The sequence below is a fragment of the Sporosarcina sp. BP05 genome (assembly GCF_014282005.1).
GTDB lineage: Bacteria > Bacillota > Bacilli > Bacillales_A > Planococcaceae > Sporosarcina.
On record NZ_JACFTD010000014.1, the window covers coordinates 46,444 to 64,223 of the forward strand.

15 protein-coding genes are annotated in these 17,780 nt (G+C 41.4%); all 15 read right to left on the minus strand.

Annotated elements, in window-relative coordinates:
- Positions 1 to 1,313: 1,313 nt before the first annotated feature.
- Complete coding sequence (locus tag H2672_RS14480) at positions 1,314 to 2,084, minus strand: ABC transporter ATP-binding protein (protein WP_186672544.1); 771 nt, start codon at positions 2,082 to 2,084, stop codon at positions 1,314 to 1,316.
- Positions 2,074 to 3,066 (minus strand): FecCD family ABC transporter permease, encoded by a 993-nt coding sequence (locus H2672_RS14485; protein WP_186672546.1) that lies wholly within the window; start codon positions 3,064 to 3,066, stop codon positions 2,074 to 2,076. Before H2672_RS14485 ends, H2672_RS14480 begins: the two co-directional genes overlap by 11 nt.
- Positions 3,067 to 3,081: 15 nt before the next feature.
- The gene (isdE, locus tag H2672_RS14490; RefSeq protein ID WP_186672548.1) at positions 3,082 to 3,963 is read right to left on the minus strand and encodes a heme ABC transporter substrate-binding protein IsdE; all 882 of its coding nucleotides are present in this window, start codon (positions 3,961 to 3,963) and stop codon (positions 3,082 to 3,084) included.
- Between the two features lie 78 nt (positions 3,964 to 4,041).
- Positions 4,042 to 5,034 (minus strand): NEAT domain-containing protein, encoded by a 993-nt coding sequence (locus H2672_RS19825; RefSeq protein WP_186672550.1) that lies wholly within the window; start codon positions 5,032 to 5,034, stop codon positions 4,042 to 4,044.
- Between the two features lie 90 nt (positions 5,035 to 5,124).
- A complete protein-coding gene (locus H2672_RS14500) occupies positions 5,125 to 6,585 on the minus strand; it encodes an NEAT domain-containing protein (protein ID WP_186672552.1) in 1,461 nt (486 codons plus the stop codon).
- 3 nt (positions 6,586 to 6,588) lie between these two features.
- Positions 6,589 to 7,248: an NEAT domain-containing protein gene (locus H2672_RS14505; RefSeq protein ID WP_186672553.1), complete on the minus strand. Its 660-nt coding sequence runs from the start codon at positions 7,246 to 7,248 to the stop codon at positions 6,589 to 6,591.
- 415 nt (positions 7,249 to 7,663) lie between these two features.
- The gene (locus H2672_RS14510; RefSeq protein WP_186672554.1) at positions 7,664 to 8,728 is read right to left on the minus strand and encodes a DmpA family aminopeptidase; all 1,065 of its coding nucleotides are present in this window, start codon (positions 8,726 to 8,728) and stop codon (positions 7,664 to 7,666) included.
- 239 nt (positions 8,729 to 8,967) lie between these two features.
- A complete protein-coding gene (locus tag H2672_RS14515) occupies positions 8,968 to 9,963 on the minus strand; it encodes a winged-helix domain-containing protein (protein ID WP_186672555.1) in 996 nt (331 codons plus the stop codon).
- A gap of 80 nt (positions 9,964 to 10,043) precedes the next feature.
- Positions 10,044 to 12,065, minus strand: coding sequence for an ABC transporter ATP-binding protein (locus H2672_RS19830; protein ID WP_186672556.1), 2,022 nt, complete (start codon positions 12,063 to 12,065; stop codon positions 10,044 to 10,046).
- A gap of 22 nt (positions 12,066 to 12,087) precedes the next feature.
- Positions 12,088 to 13,029: an ABC transporter permease gene (locus H2672_RS14525; RefSeq protein WP_186672557.1), complete on the minus strand. Its 942-nt coding sequence runs from the start codon at positions 13,027 to 13,029 to the stop codon at positions 12,088 to 12,090.
- A 5-nt stretch (positions 13,030 to 13,034) separates the two neighbouring features.
- Positions 13,035 to 13,970: an ABC transporter permease gene (locus tag H2672_RS14530; RefSeq protein ID WP_186672558.1), complete on the minus strand. Its 936-nt coding sequence runs from the start codon at positions 13,968 to 13,970 to the stop codon at positions 13,035 to 13,037.
- 63 nt (positions 13,971 to 14,033) lie between these two features.
- Complete coding sequence (locus tag H2672_RS14535; RefSeq protein WP_186672559.1) at positions 14,034 to 15,695, minus strand: peptide ABC transporter substrate-binding protein; 1,662 nt, start codon at positions 15,693 to 15,695, stop codon at positions 14,034 to 14,036.
- Between the two features lie 77 nt (positions 15,696 to 15,772).
- Positions 15,773 to 15,925, minus strand: coding sequence for a membrane dipeptidase (locus tag H2672_RS19980; RefSeq protein ID WP_370569662.1), 153 nt, complete (start codon positions 15,923 to 15,925; stop codon positions 15,773 to 15,775).
- A 145-nt stretch (positions 15,926 to 16,070) separates the two neighbouring features.
- A complete protein-coding gene (locus tag H2672_RS19985) occupies positions 16,071 to 16,400 on the minus strand; it encodes an asparaginase (RefSeq protein WP_370569663.1) in 330 nt (109 codons plus the stop codon).
- An 8-nt stretch (positions 16,401 to 16,408) separates the two neighbouring features.
- A complete protein-coding gene (locus tag H2672_RS14545; protein WP_370569664.1) occupies positions 16,409 to 17,080 on the minus strand; it encodes an asparaginase in 672 nt (223 codons plus the stop codon).
- Positions 17,081 to 17,780 lie beyond the last annotated feature (700 nt).

Consider the following 17,780-nt stretch of genomic DNA (forward strand, 5'->3'; position numbering starts at 1 on the left):
GACTTCGGCTACCCCTTTGCCGCGCCTGCGCTGGGGTTGTTCATTATAGAGAGTGTTGTGATTCGGAGTGTCGATTATAGATCACTTGGCGCTTTGGGGATGCCTCTCGCCCTGAGCCTGGATTAGCGCTTCGCATCCAGTCTCACGACTTCGGCTACCCCTTTGCCGCGCCTGCGCTGGGGTTGTTCATTATAGAGAGTGTTGTGATTCGGAGTGTCGATTATAGATCGCTTGGCGCTTTGGGGATGCCTCTCGCCCTAAGCCTGGATTGGCGCTTCACATCCAGTCTTAGGACTTCGGCTACCCCTTTGCCGCGCCTGCGCTAGAGTGTTCAATATCGGGAGAGTTGTGATTCGAGGTGTGGATTTCAAAATGATTTTGGGATGGATATGCTGAAATTATAATGTGATTACTATTTGACACTAATTTAACTGGAAGAAGGAAGCACTACAATTTCCAGGTTTAGTCCCCGATACCGAAATGTGCTTTCTTACATAGACACATCAAGCACAGGCGCGTCTTCGTGGTAGCCGGAGCGATAAGACTAAAAGCGGTCTCCTTTTCGGCTTATCGCGGGAGGCATCCACAAAGCGCCAAAGCGGTATTAGTAGGATTTCTGATTCACTCCATGTATTGCGACTGTCACTCTCACCCCCGATACCGAAATGCGCCTCCTTACATAGACCATTCAGCGCAGGCGCGTCTTCGTGGTAGCCGGAGCGATAAGACTAAAAGCGGTCTTCTTTTTGGCTTATCGCGGGAGGCATCCACAAAGCGCCAAAGCGGTATTAGTAGGATTTCTGATTCACTCCATGTATTGCGACTGACACTCTCACCCCCGATACCGAAATGCGCCTCCTTACATAGACCATCCAGCGCAGGCGCGTCTTCGTGGTAGCCGGAGCGATAAGACTAAAAGCGGTCTCCTTTTCGGCTTATCGCGGGAGGCATCCACAAAGCGCCAAAGCGGTATTAGTAGGATTTCTGATTCACTCCATGTATTGCGACTGTCACTCTCACCCCCGATACCGAAATACGCCTCCTTACATAGACCATCCAGCGCAGGCGCGTCTTCGTGGTAGCCGGAGCGATAAGGCTGAAAGCGGTCTTCTTTCCGGCTTATCGCGGGAGGCATCCACAAAGCGCCAAAGCGGTATTAGCAGGATTTCTGATTCATTCCCCATATATCAAGAACTTTCCAGCGGCCTCTAACCCACTTCGTGTGGGGCTAGAAGGAGTCTAAACGATAAAAAACCACTCCAAAGTTGTTTACTGGAGTGGCTACTTATGTGGTCGACAATCACCCACGTGATTCAAATCCCTATAGGAATGATATACATCCCTGTTTCTTCATCATTTTTCACAACTACGTCAACTCCGTAAATCTCTTTCACGGTTTGAACAGTGATCACTTCACTCGGTGTACCTTTGGCAACGATTTCTCCATCTTTCATCGCAATAATGATGTCACTATAACGTATCGCCTGATTAATGTCGTGTAAAACCATGACGATTGACATACCATGTGCGCGATTCAAGCCCTTGATCAGTTCCAATAATTCATATTGGTAATAAATATCAAGATAAGTCGTCGGTTCATCTAATAGGAGGAAAGGCGTTTTTTGCGCTAACGCCATCGCAATCCAGACGCGCTGCATTTGACCTCCAGACAATTCGTCTATTGGTACTGTTCGCTTATCCGTCAGATTGGTACACGCGAGCGCCCACTCAATTGCCTGTTCATCGTCATCCGTTGCTGAAGTGAACAAACTCTTATATGGAATCCGGCCATAACCCGTTAGTTTTTCGACGGTCATATCGGACGGAGCATTATTTTGTTGATGAACAACGGCTAATTTTTTCGCCAGCTCTTTCGGTTTAAAATCAGCGAGTGCTTTTCCCTCTAATAGAACCTGTCCACTTTGCGGATGATTATTATTGGCCATCACGCTAAGTAGTGTCGATTTCCCACAACCGTTCGGCCCAATAATCGTCGTCACTTTCCCACTATCAATCGTACTGTTGACGCCATGTAACGTATTTACTTTTTTATCGTAGGAGAAAGTAATAGCCTTAATGTCCATAAATACGATCACTCTTTCTCAGCAAGAATATAAGGAAAGGTCCCCCGATGACGGCCATAATAATAGAAGCTGGAATCTCATTCGGCGCGATAATCGTTCTGCCTAGCGTATCCGCTGTTAAGATCAGCAAGGCCCCTGCCAGTGCTGAAAACGGAATAAGCACCTTGTGGTCCGTTCCGACCAATGACCGCCCAATATGAGGTATAAGCAAGCCGACAAATGCAAATAGACCTGCGACTGCAGTTGCAACGGAAGCAAGCAGTACAGCCACTAACGAAATCACCAATCGCGCCAGGTTTACATTAATCCCAAGATTCTTTGCTGTCTTATCATCTAATGCCAAGTAATTGCACCATGAATAAACGACAAACGCTAACACGAGGCCAATCGTTCCATATAAAAGGAGTACATCGACATCACTCCACTTTTTCATCGTAAGTGTCGAAGTCATCACTTGGCTCATCGATTGTGTAAGTGCACTTCCGCTAAAACCAAGCCCTTGGCTCAGCCCTGTAAATAAGGCATTCACCGCTATTCCGATTAAAATCATGCGCAGTGGATCAAGTCCAGATCTCCACGATAGTGAGTACACGAGGAAAAACGCCAAAGCCCCGCCTAAGAAAGCAAAAAGCGGCACGAAAAAGTACAGTGTCGGGAAGAACGCGACAACAACTATAGACATAAACCCGGCACCAGCAGAAACGCCAATAATTCCTGGGTCTGCTAATGGGTTACGCATAACTGCTTGTAAAAGTACACCCGCCACGGATAAAGCTGCTCCTGCAAATAAAGCGATTAGAATCCGCGGAAGCCGCAAATCCTTAATGATGGCAACCTGATCATTTGTCCCCGTTACTAGTCCATGAATCAGTTCGAACGGTGTAACTTTAATACTTCCCGTAAGTGCAGATTGAATGCTAACTAGTATGAGTAGAATAATGACGCTGATAAAACTAAGCGCCTTTTTATTTTTCCGAAACATTATTATCCCTACCTTTTAGTTTGGATACAACATTTTTTGCAGTTCGCCAAGTGCTTCGACTGCCGCTAGACTGCCTGTCGTTCCAAATAGCAGTTCGTCTAAATCATACACACGGTCATTTTTAACGGCTTCGAAATGTTGCCAAACATCATTCGATTTGAACTCTTCATCAAACATTTGAATGACCTGTTCTGGCATACCATGTGATGCTCTCAAAATGATATCCGGTTTTGCTTGCTGTAAGTATTCTGTATTAGAAGAAAGAAACTCTACTTTTTCTCCCGTAATGACATTTTTACCGCCGCTTCGTTTAACAAGGTCTCCGATATAGGAATGTTCTGTTGCAACTAGATAACTCCCTGGAATACCAAGTAAAATGAGCACGGACGGCTGCTCTTTGCCTTCTGACAGCTTATCAATTTCGGCAACTTTCTCTTCGAATTGATCAACAATCGCTTTCGCTTGTTCTTGGCGATCATACTTCTCACCTAATTTTAAGATTTCGCTGTGCATCGCGTCTATGCTTTCCAAATTTACATAAGTCATATCGATGTCACGCTCGTCAAACATCTCTTGCAAATCATATTTTAGTGTTGTAACAGACAGAATTTCTGTCGGTTTCAGTGACAACAGCATTTCCATATCAGGACTCATCGGATTCCCAACTTCTTGCGCGTCAGCGTAGCGTTTCGGCAACTCTTTGTAACTCGATGGTATCCCGACTAAATCGATTTCTAGGGCATCCATAATTTCCGTCAACGCGACCGTAGTTGCAACAACCCGCTCACCCGCTGGATTGGCATTTTCTTCATGGGATGAAGTGCCTTTTTGAGACGAACAACCAGCCAGAACTACAATGACTAGAAGCATATAGAGAATAGTACGTACTTTTTGCATTTTCAATCACAACTCCTTGTAGCTAATATAAAAAAGGGTCTCGCTGTTTGCTCTCAAGACCCAACTACCATATTCCTCTTACTTTTCAGTCCTTGTGCGCTGTCTCATAGCAAAGATGATAGCTCCACCAAGAATTACAACTGCGAAAATGACGATAAACCATGTAGAACTTGATTCCGACTCAGATGTTGAATCTGCTTCAACCTCAGCATCATTGGCTTCTTTCGTTACTTCGGCTGACTCTTCTTTTGCCACTGCTTGATCTTCGGCTACAAGTTCTTCTTCGCTTGCCTCAGACTTAGCTTCATCTTTCGGCTGCTCGGTTGCTTCAGCTGATTCAGGGGCTTTTTCTTCTGTTGTTGTATCTGATTTTTCACTTGCAACTTCTTTAGATTCTACTGGTTTTGCTTCGTTTTTTTCTTCAGTTTTCGTTTCTACTTTTGTTACAGCTTGGTTGTTTTCAACTGGTTTAGGTGTTGCAGTTGCCTTTTCCGTCACTGCAGGTTGAGGCGCTGGTTTAGGCGTTGGTTTAGGCGTTGGTTGTACCGGTTTAGGTGTTGGTTTAGAAGCTGGAGGTGTTGCGGGCTTCTCGGCGACAGGCGCCAAAGGAATGGCAGTACTGTTAAATTTGAAGCGGATATCGTATTTGTTGTCATATGCAAAACCGGGGATGCCCGTTACAATGACATGAATTTTGGCATTTACCAATTGCTCAATGTCTTTCACTTCAAATTTCACAACGCGTTTGTCATTTGCTGTATCATTGCTTACTACTTGCACATCGGCAAAACCACCACCGACTTGCACTTTAAAGTATTGCCACCAAGAACTGTTTTTCAATGTAACAACGGCATACGTTTTATCGTTTTGAACGATCACTTTCGCTGGACTAACCATATATTCGGCTGTCGTTGACTGTTCATTACCTGTATCTTTTAGCACCGTAAACGGAACTGTATACTCGCCATCGGCAAATTTAGATGCCGCCGCAGCTTTTTCAGGTGCAAACGCAGGTAATATCATAAATAAAGCGAACAATATCGCCATTGTAAAACTCACTTTTTTCCCCAATTTACTAGCTCCTTTACCAAACCATTTTAATCAGTACAAAGCCGGCTGTCACGAATGATGCAGTGACGCCGGCATTGATTGATTTTAATTTTATTTTTCTAGCTTTTCAAGTAGATAATAAACCATTTTAGCTGAGTGTGCACGTGTTGCCTTCTCTTTCGGTTCAAATACCTTTTTACCGTTTATTTCTTTACCACTAATGATCCCAAGACCAGCTGCCAAGTCGACAGATGTTTTTGCATAAGCACTAATGTTTTTCGCATCTGTGAATAACACATCATTTTTTACGCCTGTTAATACGCTAGCGTCTTTGTATTCAATCGAACGGATAATCATTGCCGCCATTTGTTCGCGTGTGATTGGTTCATTCGGAATGAATTTTCCACCACTACCATTTGCGATACCTGCACGACTTGCCGCTTCAATTTCAGAAACAGCCCACTCCATATTAGTTGTTACATCAGAAAATGTCCCTTTATATTCTTGCTTCGGTAACTCTAGCGCACGGGATAAAATTACAGTGAACTGAGCTCTTGTAATTTGTGCATCCGGAGCGAATGTTGTTGCCGATAGTCCTTTTATGATCTGTTTTGAAGTAAGTGACTCAATATATGTTTTTGCAAATGAATTTTTGATATCTGTAAATAATACTTTTACTGCCGGTGTTTCTTCACCTTTTATGGCTTTAATGCTAGCTTTATCAAATGAAAGTCGGATAGTATAGTTACCTGTATGGTTTGCTGATGCCACATAAACTGAAACTTTGGCATTGATGATTGCTGACAAATCAGCTACTTCGAATTCTACAACTCTTTTGTTCGTTTTCTCATCTACTTTGATCACAGTAGCATCAACAAGTTTACCATTTTGTTCTGCTTGGAATGCTGTAATTTGTTCATTGTCATTAAGTGTTAGTGCTACAAAATTTTTACCGTCTTTTACTGAAAGCGCTGCTGGTGTTTCGATATATCTAGCCATTGTAGACGCTTCATCTTTCTCTGCATGTAATGTTTTAAAGTCGATTGTGTATGCGCCATCTTTAACTACTTCTGATACCGGAGTTGTAGGGATTTTGCTGCTATCAAGCTTCAAACGAAGATCATAGCTGTGATCATACTTCCCTATTCCTGGTACACCCGTAACGATAATATGAGCTTTTACATTCAATATTTTCGTAACATCCCGAACTTCAAATTTAACAACTTTTGTATCTTCTTTTTCATCTTGACTTACTTCTACCGCATCTACAAAGTTATTTTCTTTAAATGTACCAGGTTGCGTCGTTTGAACTTTTAGCGACTGCCAAAACTTACTTTGCAACAATGTCACATAAACATACGTCTTTCCGTCTTCAACAACAACTTTTGCTGGACTTTTCACAAAATCTCCTGCTGTAGACTTCTCATCATTTTCAGCTTTTAATATTTCAAACGGCAATTCAAATTCTTGTTTTGCTTGTATAGTCACTTCAGCTGCTTCAGGTTGAATAGAAGGTAGTACTGTAAATAATACTAGTAGTGCTGAAAATAACGTCATTATTAGCTTTTTCATTCGTTAATCCCCTTTTGGTGTTTTATTTTTTTGTTTCAATGATCTAGTCTTGCGTACAAATAGTATTGCAATGATAGCGACTACTGCGAGCAGCATATAAATTACTGCATTGTTGCTTGTTGGTTCATCCTGCTTTTCATTCGTGTCGACGGACTTTGATTCAGCAACAGAAGTATTCACAACAACAGCTGGAGCGTCTGTTACTTCCATTGTTTCTAAGTCAAGATTCAAACGAACCGAGTATTTGTGGTCATACGACGGTTCCATCTCTTTAATGATGACATGCATTTGCATAAGCAACGGCTCTGTAACGTCCCCGTCTATTTTAAATGCAATTACACGCTTGTCATTTTCAAGATCTTCATTGACCACATCCACGTCAGCAAACGATTCACCACTTACCGATTTTATGAACTTGACCCATTTAGCATGGTTCAACGTGAATTGTAAATACTGCCCATCCTTATCAATCGTCAACTTTGCGGGCTTTTCGAAATAATCATTTGCAATCGAGACGGAATCATTCTCAGCTTGCAACATTTCGTAGTCGACAACATACGTACCATCCGATAAGTCAGCGGCGATGACCCTTGGCGTATGAAAACCAACCATCATGCTTAGATATAGGATGAATGAAAACGGAATAACTAGTTTCTTGTTCAAAAAGATAATACCTCCCCCCTCCACAGTGGAAGATTTCATTGTGAGAATGATTATCAACTATTACTCTTTCTATATTAGCTTATAGATTCACATTGTCAAATAACTAACCAGACCTTTCACATATCGTTCACATCATTATGTTGCCTGTGTGACAGTCACCAAGACAAATAAAAGCCGAACGCGCTCAAGATGAGCTAGTTCGGCTTTTGTAACGCGAAGTACTTTCCTATTAGAATCTGACGCATTTTCAACATTTTTGCCATCTGCATATTTAAGTGTTGCAGTTATTGTTCAATAGAAAGAAGCTCGCTAGACAAGTCGATTGTAACAATCAAAATGTTGTCTGCACGGCGAATTGCTTTGTTAATTCCATATGCTTGAAAAGGCCCATACTTCATTCCAACTCTATGCTTGTTCACCTAAACGGAAAGGCGTAAACGGTATTCCCCATCCGTCCCGTAGTCGTCCCGGCCTGTGATAATGAATTTAAAATCGCTTCCTCTGTAACATCCGATGCACCAGAGAAAAGGTCATTCATAATCGGATGATCTTCTCTTAGCTCTAGCCTTGTCTCAACAGTATCCGTAGTGAAATGCGGTATTTTATGTGCCGTCGAAAAAGCGATGACAATGTCACCACTACCATTACTAAAATGACTGCCCGTTCTTCCTAGTCCGATGCCACATCTTTTCGCCACCCGCCTTAGCTGCCTGCTCCCCAGCGGTGCATCTGTAGCCAAAACAATCATGATGGATCCGTCAGCAGGTTTAGGATAGGTAGGCACATCCTGATTGTCACTCAGTTTATATCTGTCAATTTGAAAATCTTCTTTCCGCCCAAAATTACTAAGAACTAAACAACCAATTGTATAGGTCCTTCCACTTTCACCGTCTTTAATAATTCGTGATGAAGAGCCGATTCCGCCTTTATAACCAAAACAAATCATGCCTTTTCCAGCTCCAACCGCCCCTTCCCCGGAAGCATCAGTGGAAGCTCCTTTAATAGAAGCAACCGCGTGACTTGGTTGAATCGGTAGCTCGCGGATTGAGTTTAGCCTGCTGTCATTACATTCCCCGACAACCAAATTAATCGTTCCAGTTGTATCTCCAATCTCAGGGTTTTGTTCTAACATATAGTGGAGCGTCCCTTGTGTAACTGCGGGAACACCAAACGTATTGGTCAGCATAATCGGGGACTCAATCAGACCTAATTCATCCACTTGAACGAGTCCTGTTGTCTTACCGAAACCATTCAATACATAGCTCGCACCCACTACTTTATTCAAAAATAGATTGTCGCCATGCGGTAGAATAGCCGTCACGCCTGTAGCAGCAAATTCATCCCCCCGCAATGGATTATCCAGTGTGACATGTCCAACTTTCACACCATCTACATCCGTAATACAGTTTTTTATCCCGACCGGAAGACGACCAATCGTGATACCTCTAGCCCTAATTTTTTGGGGTTCTTGTAGCTTCATTTTTATTCACTCCAAGCAGTAGCGTTTTTTCAGATGAATGCCCATCAAGTATGCAGAAACACCATCGCCAAATTGATGACCTCGTTCGTCGATGGAAGTAACAAGCTGCTCAACTGAAATGAATTCACCATTAAATAACCAATCGTCATTTAATAATTCTCTTTAAGATAGTGCGTTGTTATTAGCCTAGTGGACTGGTAAATGCCAAAGATTTAGTTTGTCTATATCAGAGCCAACTCCTAAAACCCAGCGCTTGGTACTTCATTGCGCTGCTTCAAAAACGTTTCGCCTTTATCCGATAACTTCGTCCCACCCCTCCCTTGACGCGCATTGACCAAACCTATCTCCTGCATTATTTCTAATCGAAGTCGGAGTTGCTGATCAGAAAACGTAAAACCAGCATCGCGCAATTTCAGTTTCACTTTCGCACGACCAAAGGATTCGAAATTCCCCTTGGCTTCTTTGTAGACAGCTAAGATTGCTATACTCTCTTCTAAAAAACCATGTTCTTCGATTTTATCGATAATCGAACTCATCGTTTCTTCCGGCAAGCAGCCATACCTTTCTCTACTATCCTCGACTTTTAAACGCTCATCAGTCTGTTGAATCAACACTTCCTTATACTGAATTCCGTTTTTATCATTCAATTTTTCCGCCAATGCCAATTGCGATTTGAAAAATCGATTCATTAATAAAACCTGTTCCATTTCACATTTTACGAATTTAGCTGCCTCCAGCACAGTTTTGAAATCCAGTGTCCTCGGTCCAATATCAATCACATTTCCAAATTCCCTTGGAACAAGTTCCATCTCTCCAGGAGTAACAATCCAATCGATATTGGATGGCATTAAATTCATAGGATCATAAGCAATATAATCATGCTCAAAATAGATACTTTTAAGGGAAGTCGCTGTTTCTACCGCATGTTCAATCGTATCATTTATGACTAAAATCCGTTGTCCTCCTAGCAGTTTATACAAGTCTTTCGTTGCTGCTATATTTACTTCGCGATTAGCTATAATGATTGGACATGACTCCGGAATGAACGGACGAGTGATTCCCTTTAATATCCCTTTAGAAAGGATAACGATATCCTGTTCCTCAATGACATCCATTGTGAGCTCTTGCAATGTGATTGCGGATAACTCGATTTCGTCCCCGAATATCTCTGCTAATTGATTGACCACGGTGTCTAAATAAGCTTTTTGTATGGATATAACATGAAGTTTTCGCATCCAGTTAACCTCGCAATATTGGAACTGCACTTAGTAATGCTTTTATATAAGAAATGGCATTACCTTGAACTTTCCACATCTCAATTTTCATTAACCAAATGGCAGGCGACCCAATGATTCGGTTTCGCTTCTTTCCAAATTGGCGGTTGACTACATACTTCCATCGCTGCCGGACAACGTGTTCGGAAAGGACAACCCGTTGGAGGATCAATTGCGTTCGGCAATTCGCCTTCCAGCATGATTCTTTCACGCTCTCTCTCTACGTTTGGATTCGGAATAGGTATCGCGGAGAGTAGCGCTTGCGTATAAGGATGAAGCGGTTCGTCATATAAATCATCTGAGGTCGCAAGCTCTACTAGATTCCCCAGATACATGACCCCTATCCTGTCACTTATATACTTCACCATCGAAAGATCATGGGCAATAAATAAATAAGTTAGCCCTTTCTCCTTCTGAAGTTTTTTCAACAAATTCACAACTTGTGCTTGGATAGAAACGTCTAGTGCCGAAATCGGCTCATCGGCAATAATAAATTCTGGGTCAACAGCTAGCGCACGGGCAATCCCAATCCGTTGGCGCTGACCGCCTGAAAATTCATGGGGGTACCTACTCGCGTGTTCTTTGTTCAAACCAACTGTTTCCAACAGTTCCTTTACTTTCGCTTTTCTTTGTGCCTGATTTCCCACTAAACCATGAATGTCCAGACCTTCCGCAATCGTATCCTCTACCGTTTTGCGCGGATCCAATGAAGCATACGGATCCTGGAAAATCATTTGCATCTTTCGTTTAAGTAAACTCTCCTCTTTTTGACTCAGCTTCCCATGGATTGGTTTTCCATTATAAAATACCTCGCCGCTAGTCGCCTCGTATAATCTCATGATTGTTCGGCCAGTGGTAGATTTTCCACAACCCGACTCGCCTACTATACCTAAGGTCTCTCCACGATAAATATCAAAACTAATATTATTTACTGCTTTTAAAGAATCTTTCTCATTAACTTTAAAATATTTTTTCAAGTTTTGAATTTTCACAAGGGGTACTTGTTCCTTCTTTGGAACTTGAGATGATGTGGCAGTAGTTTTCACCTGTTCCTTTAACTTTTCTCTGACAATAGACGGCGGCTCAATTTTGGGTGCTTTGGGATGCAAAAGCCATGTTGCCGCGTAATGTGTATCAGACACCTTAAACATCGGTGGCTGTTGCTCATAATCAATTTGCATGGCAAATTCATTCCTTGAAGCAAAAGCATCGCCTGTCGGGGGATTCATCAAGTCAGGAGGACTTCCGGGAATTGAAACTAACTCCCCCTTATAATTCATATCTGGCATTGAACTTAGCAGCCCCCAATTGTAAGGGTGTTGCGGCTGATAAAATATTTCATCTACAGTACCCGTCTCCACAACTTTTCCTGCATACATCACGGCGACCGTATCGGCCATATTCGCGACAACACCCAAGTCATGCGTAATTAAGATAATCGATGTTCCAAACTTTTTCTGAATATCCTTTAACAGTTCCAATATTTGCGCTTGAATTGTTACGTCCAGTGCAGTTGTCGGCTCATCAGCAATCAATATCTTGGGGTTACATGCTAATGCAATTGCAATCATTACGCGTTGGCGCATCCCCCCCGAAAACTGGTGCGGATATTGGTGTATACGGAATGGAGCATCAGGAATCCCAACGACTTCAAATAAGTTTTTAGCCGCTTCATAGGCCTGCTTTTTACTTAGTTTTTGATGTTTTATAATACTCTCTATTACTTGTTTACCTACAGTCATTGTTGGATTTAAGGCCGTCATAGGATCTTGAAAAATCATCGATATTTCTGATCCGCGTATGTTCTCCATTTCCTTCTCCGATAACCCTATCAAATCCTTGCCTTCAAACCGTATTGACCCCTGATCTATTTTGGCAACTTGATTGGGAAGCAAATTCATAATCGCTTTTGAAGTGACTGTTTTTCCGGAACCGGACTCTCCAACAATCGCTAGGGTCTCTCCTTTTTTCAAACTTAAGTTTACACCCCTCACAGCCTTAACCACACCTGCGTATGTATGGAAAGATACATGGAGGTTTTCAATTTCTAATATCGTTTCCACTCATTCTACCTCCCCTAATTGTTCACTTTCTCATTCTTGGATCAAATGCATCACGAAGACCATCTGCTAATGAATTAAAGCAAACCATCAAAGCGATAATGATAAGGGCTGGATAGAGAAGTAAGTAAAAATGATTTCTCATTGCCTGAAAGCCATCATTAATAAGTACTCCTAAAGAAGCCAGAGGTTCCTGCAATCCCAATCCGATAAAGCTTAGAAATGCTTCTGTAAATATGGCAGCTGGTATCGTAAACATCATATTTATAATAATAATGCCTAATGTATTTGGTATCATATGACTCATTATTAGACGTTTATTGGATGCACCCAAGGATTTTGAGGCTAAAATGAATTCCTGGTTTTTGTATTTAAAAATTTGAGCCCTAACAAGACGCGCCATCGTAACCCATCCTGTCAAAACCATTGCAATCGTAATCGTTAATATGCCGGGCTTCATAATCATAATCAACAAAATAACTACAATTAGATTTGGAATACCAACTAAAATTTCAATAAACCGTTGCATAATATTATCAACTTTACCGCCATACAAAGCGGAAATAGATCCATAGCCTACGCCTATTGCCAAATCCAGAAAGGCTGCCAAAAAGGCTATAAAAAGCGAGATCCTTGTACCCTCCCAAACCCTTGTCCATTGATCACGTCCAAACTTATCCGTCCCAAGCCAATGCTCTGCACTCGGTTTTTGAAAGGTTTTATCATAGTCTGTATCGTAATACGTATACCCTGAAAGAAAGGGTGCAATAATTGCTATCAGCATTATCAGCACCAAGATTACTAAGCTTAAAATAGCAGCTTTATTTTTTCTTAACCGGATCCAACTATCCTTCAATGCTGAAATGGATGGTCGTGAAATCAATTCGCTTTCTGATTGCTTGCGGCCGACTACCTGAAATAGCTTGTCCGGAAAATCGTCGTTTTCCAACTTTTTTGAATCACTCAACCCCTTCACTCCTTTACACCATTAATACGAATTCGCGGATCCATTATGCCATAGAGTAAATCTACGACTAACATCGTTAAAATAAAAAACGCACTATAAAATAACGTTAAGCCCATAATAATTGTGTAATCGCTTACCTTGATGGAATCAACAAATAAACTTCCAATACCGGGAACACCAAAAATATTTTCAATGACTAATGAGCCTGTCAACAAACTAACTGCTATCGGTCCCAAGATTGTCACAACAGGTATGAGTGCATTTCGAATTGCATGCTTGATAATAACCGTTAATTGTCCAAGTCCTTTTGACCTGGCGGTGATAATATAATCCTGTTGTAAAACTTCAAGCATCTCATTGCGCATAAAACGTGCAACCATTGCAACCACGGTTAGTGACAATGCTAAAGTCGGCATGATTGAACTCGAATAACTATCCCAGAAGGCTACCGGCAAAAGCCCCCATTTTAAACCGACATAATACTGTAACAGAGCTGCTAATACAAAGTTAGGTATCGAAACACCGAGCACAGCTATAATCATCGTTGCATAATCCCAACCTGAATTATGCCGAAATGCAGCAACAATACCTAGCAGCAAACCGATTGAAAGACCTAAAACAACAGCTTGTGTACCAATCAATGCCGACGGTCCAATTCTATCGGTAATGAGTGTTGTCACTTCCTGTCCTTTGAAATAATAAGAAATCCCCAAATCACCCTTTGCTAAATTCCCCATATATTTCACGTACTGTACACCGACAGGCTGATCGAGTCCGTATTTTGCTAAAAACTCCAACCGCGCTTCGTCCGAGAGGCTTGATAGTTTTTCTTCGTCAAATGGCGATCCCGGCAGCATCTTCATAAGGAAAAACGTTGCTGTGGCAATAATGAACAAGGTGATGACAATATTTATGAGTCTTACAACAACAAACTTCTTCATCCGCACACCCCACATCGTATATAAATAGAAAGAGAGGTGATAGAACCTCTCTTTCCTTTTCTTTTATTCTAGTGTTAAGAATTTCAAATCTATCGAAGCGCCGTATGGATGCGTTACGAAGTTTTTCAAATTGGATTTTTGGAGGAATGCTTTACCTTCAAAATAGAGTGGTCCCAACGCCCCGTCCTCTTGAATCATGAGTTTCTCAGCATCCATAAGCATTTGAAGACGTTTCGCTACATCCTTTTCATCCCCTGCATCATTGATGTATTGTTTGTACTCCTCGCTTGAATAGTTCCCGCGAAGACCTTTTGGAGGATCGCCTATCCACAAGCTTAAGATATCCATTGCATCGTTGTAATCGGCACCCCATTTGGAAATCCCCATTTGGAATTCACTAGCTCTCATAGCATCCAAACGTCCGCTATAAGGCTTTGTTGAAATTTGAACATCTACACCGATATTCTTTTTAAATTCGCTCTGAAGGAAAGTTGCTGTATCTTTGGCAATCGTATCGTCAGCAGTTAATATTTCGATAGATGGGAGCTTACCAATTTCGGCAATTCCTTTCGCCAGAAACTCTTTCGCTTTGTCATAATCTGGTTGAATAAGATCTCCATTTACTTCTCTAAATGTTTTACCATCATCCCCATGAACTCCAGCAGCAACAAGTCCATAAGCGGGCTCTGACCCATTGTTCAAGATAGTTTTTGTTAAAATCTGCGGATCAAAAGCTAACTGGAAGGCTTTACGAATGTTCAAATTATCGAACGGTGCTGTATTATGGTTAAATTGAAGGAACCAGGAAATAAACTCAGTCTCTGTTCCAAATTCAGCACTGTCACGGTAGCTATCAACATCTGAAGAAGCTAAATAGACACGATCCAGTTCTCCGGCTTCATATAAATTCAATGCCGTACTTTGTTCCTTTATTACTTTTAACGATACTTTATCAACATCTACATTTTCCTTATCCCAGTACTCTGGATTTTTCTCAAGACTGACACCTTGCGCCTGATTATACTCAGTCATAACGTATGGACCATTGTATAGAATCGCATCCGCTTTTAAAGCAAATTTATCATCACCTATCTCAGTAATGAATTTCTCATTTAATGGGAAGTAAGTAGCAAATGCTGTTAATCCTAAGAAGAATGGTGATGGTGATTTTATCTTCACTTCTAGTGTTTTTTCATCTTTTGCATCTATTGCAACGGCCGATGCATCAGCTTCACCTTCAAAAAATTCTTCTCCGCCAGCGATGTAATTATAAAGTATGTCCGCATATGCACCAGATGTATCTGCATGCATCGCTCTTAGCCATGAGTATTTGAAGTCTTCCGCCGTTACCGGATCCCCATTACTCCACTTTATTCCGTCACGCAAATGGAATGTATATGTTAACTTATCTTCAGAGATATCAACGCTCTCCGCCATTGCCGGCTGAGGTTCATTATTTTCATCCAGTCGGTAAAGACCTTCCATAACGTTATTTAAAACTGTAAAGGAAATACCATCTGTAGTTAATACTTGATTCAAATCCGGTATATCGTTTGCAAGACTTAGATTAACAACCTTTTCTTTCTTAGTTTCTTGACTTTCCGTTTTCTCCACTCCTTCAGGTGCTTCTTTTTCATCCGTTTTTGAATTTGAAAATCCACAAGCACTTAATAGTAGTGATAGCATTAGGACAATGGCTGATACGAGACCGAGTTTCTTTTTCATTCCAATTTCCCCCTTTGAATTTTTCAGGACCAAACCGTTTTCAATTCATACAACGCTCAGTTATTTAGGACGGTGATTCAAGAAGTTTTGATAGGCATAAGACCAGCCACATGTTTTTCTTCCGCACCGTCTGCCGCTGAATTCGCGTTATTCCATGTAAGACCGATTGATCGAACGCCCAATTCATAAAGAATCGTTACCTTTTGTAAATCATTGTCGATTGCATCCACTCCTTAAAGTGTCAATAAAGCACCAACTTCATCTTCTTTAAGAGGTCAAAGTCACCCCAATCTTTAATGATTTTCATAGCTGGGTTGTTTCCTTGGGCAGCTTGGAATTTCTAATCCGACTTCTTATCTGGATTGATGAAGAGCATTATCCATTTTTTAATGAAAAGATTGGCCTTAATTGTCCGATGACTTCTTGTCTTGCGTTCTTCAACTTCGGATAGTGATAGTCATGTAAGCGCTCACATTTTTGTTCAGAAAGTAAGTCGAGCTGTTTTAACACTTCCACTGCAACAGGAGAAGTTGCCCGACCATTGCCATCCTCAATTTTAATGGCAATTCCTAGGCCTGTTTCAAGATCACCTATACAATAAACTCCTTCTGCCCCGGCTTTTCCAAACATTCTTCCCTCTTCAATTCTCATGAAATCTGAACAAAAGCGATCAGTGCCTCCGACCATTTCCGGTACCGCCATCATGGCTGCAGTCACTTGCTCAATTGCATTTTTTCTTTTTTCAGGAAAAGATGTCGGTTTTCCATCTTCGCAAAACTTAATGCGAGGTTTCTTAACGGAATGCCATGGACGGGAACTCCGCAACCGTCAATGCCAATTTCTATCTCATCTAGTGGTGTTTCAGAGATATCGCTTATCACTTCCATGATTCTTTGCTGAACGGGATGATCTGTTTTATAGTAATCTTCCAGACTTTCTCCCATATGTTTGGCTGTAGTTAGCATGCCGCTATGTTTCCCAGAGCAGTTGTTGTATTCCGACGTGATCTCCTTGCCGGCTTTAATTAATCCCTCGTACGCTTCTTGCCAGCGTGGAGGATGTGTTCCGCATTTCAAGTTGTCCGTACCTAATCCTAGTCTGGATAAAATGGTTTTCACCCGATCTGTATGCTGATTTTCTCCGTTATGCGATGCACATGTTAATGACAGATCAGCTTGATTGAATTGATAAAAGTCAGCCGCTCCCGTCTCAACAATCGGAACTGCCTGTAAAGGTTTCATGGATGAGCGGGCAAACGTTACTCTGTAAGGATTACCTTTGGAGTATAGAAGTTTACCTTCACTATTCACTACCGCAATATGTCCCCAATGTTCACTTTCAACGTTTGCGCCTCTTATTACATCTACTAAATGTTCAGCATCCATAAGTTGCACCTCCAGTTATCTATATTTTCTAATTATGGTACCTCATATTACAACGCATTACAACCACCAAATCAGAATATATTACCTATTCAAATAACACATTATGGTGTAATGTGTTGATATATGTGTATATAGGTGAGTTGCGGGGTGCAATGGTCAATTAAGACACTTCTTTAGTTATTGCTTGATTGCACAAAAAACCTTCCCTAGCCACGAATGACTAGAAAAGGTCTATATATGTTGAAATAAAGAATCCTGCTAAGAACGCTTGGCGCTTGGGGATGCCTCCCGCGATAAGCCAGCTACCCCAGTAGTCGCTTTCGCTAGAAAGTAGATATAATCAAAAGTTCAGCATTTATAGTTTGGAAGATGAAAGAATTACTACCTTTATAGATAGGTTCCAAGTGCCCGATGTTGAAATTTCGGGCACTCCACCGCTTTTAATAAAGCTTATTTGCTTATTTCGGCAAAGTTCATACAAGTAATAGTGTGACGCTATATAGAAGGTGAAATTGCCTTAAATTTTTTTAAAAAACATAGCGAAAGCATCAGCCGCCAAAATTGCATCTTTGGCGGCTTTTATCCAGATAAGAAGCAACGCTATTCTTTCGTCCCAAAAAGCAACTATACACGTAGCGTTTAGGGTTTAACCACGTTTTTTTACCGGTTATTTTTAATTAATCAACAGATGTGTTATTCA

Coding starts and splice junctions, on each gene's coding strand:
- H2672_RS14480 (WP_186672544.1), bottom strand. CDS start 2,084: ATGGACATTAAGGCTATTACTTTCTCCTACGATAAAAAAGTAAATACG.
- H2672_RS14515 (WP_186672555.1), bottom strand. CDS start 9,963: ATGCGAAAACTTCATGTTATATCCATACAAAAAGCTTATTTAGACACC.
- H2672_RS14545 (WP_370569664.1), bottom strand. CDS start 17,080: ATGGATGCTGAACATTTAGTAGATGTAATAAGAGGCGCAAACGTTGAA.
- H2672_RS19985 (WP_370569663.1), bottom strand. CDS start 16,400: ATGATGGCGGTACCGGAAATGGTCGGAGGCACTGATCGCTTTTGTTCA.
- H2672_RS14535 (WP_186672559.1), bottom strand. CDS start 15,695: ATGAAAAAGAAACTCGGTCTCGTATCAGCCATTGTCCTAATGCTATCA.
- H2672_RS14530 (WP_186672558.1), bottom strand. CDS start 13,970: ATGAAGAAGTTTGTTGTTGTAAGACTCATAAATATTGTCATCACCTTG.
- H2672_RS14485 (WP_186672546.1), bottom strand. CDS start 3,066: ATGTTTCGGAAAAATAAAAAGGCGCTTAGTTTTATCAGCGTCATTATT.
- H2672_RS14500 (WP_186672552.1), bottom strand. CDS start 6,585: ATGAAAAAGCTAATAATGACGTTATTTTCAGCACTACTAGTATTATTT.
- isdE (WP_186672548.1), bottom strand. CDS start 3,963: ATGCAAAAAGTACGTACTATTCTCTATATGCTTCTAGTCATTGTAGTT.
- H2672_RS14510 (WP_186672554.1), bottom strand. CDS start 8,728: ATGAAGCTACAAGAACCCCAAAAAATTAGGGCTAGAGGTATCACGATT.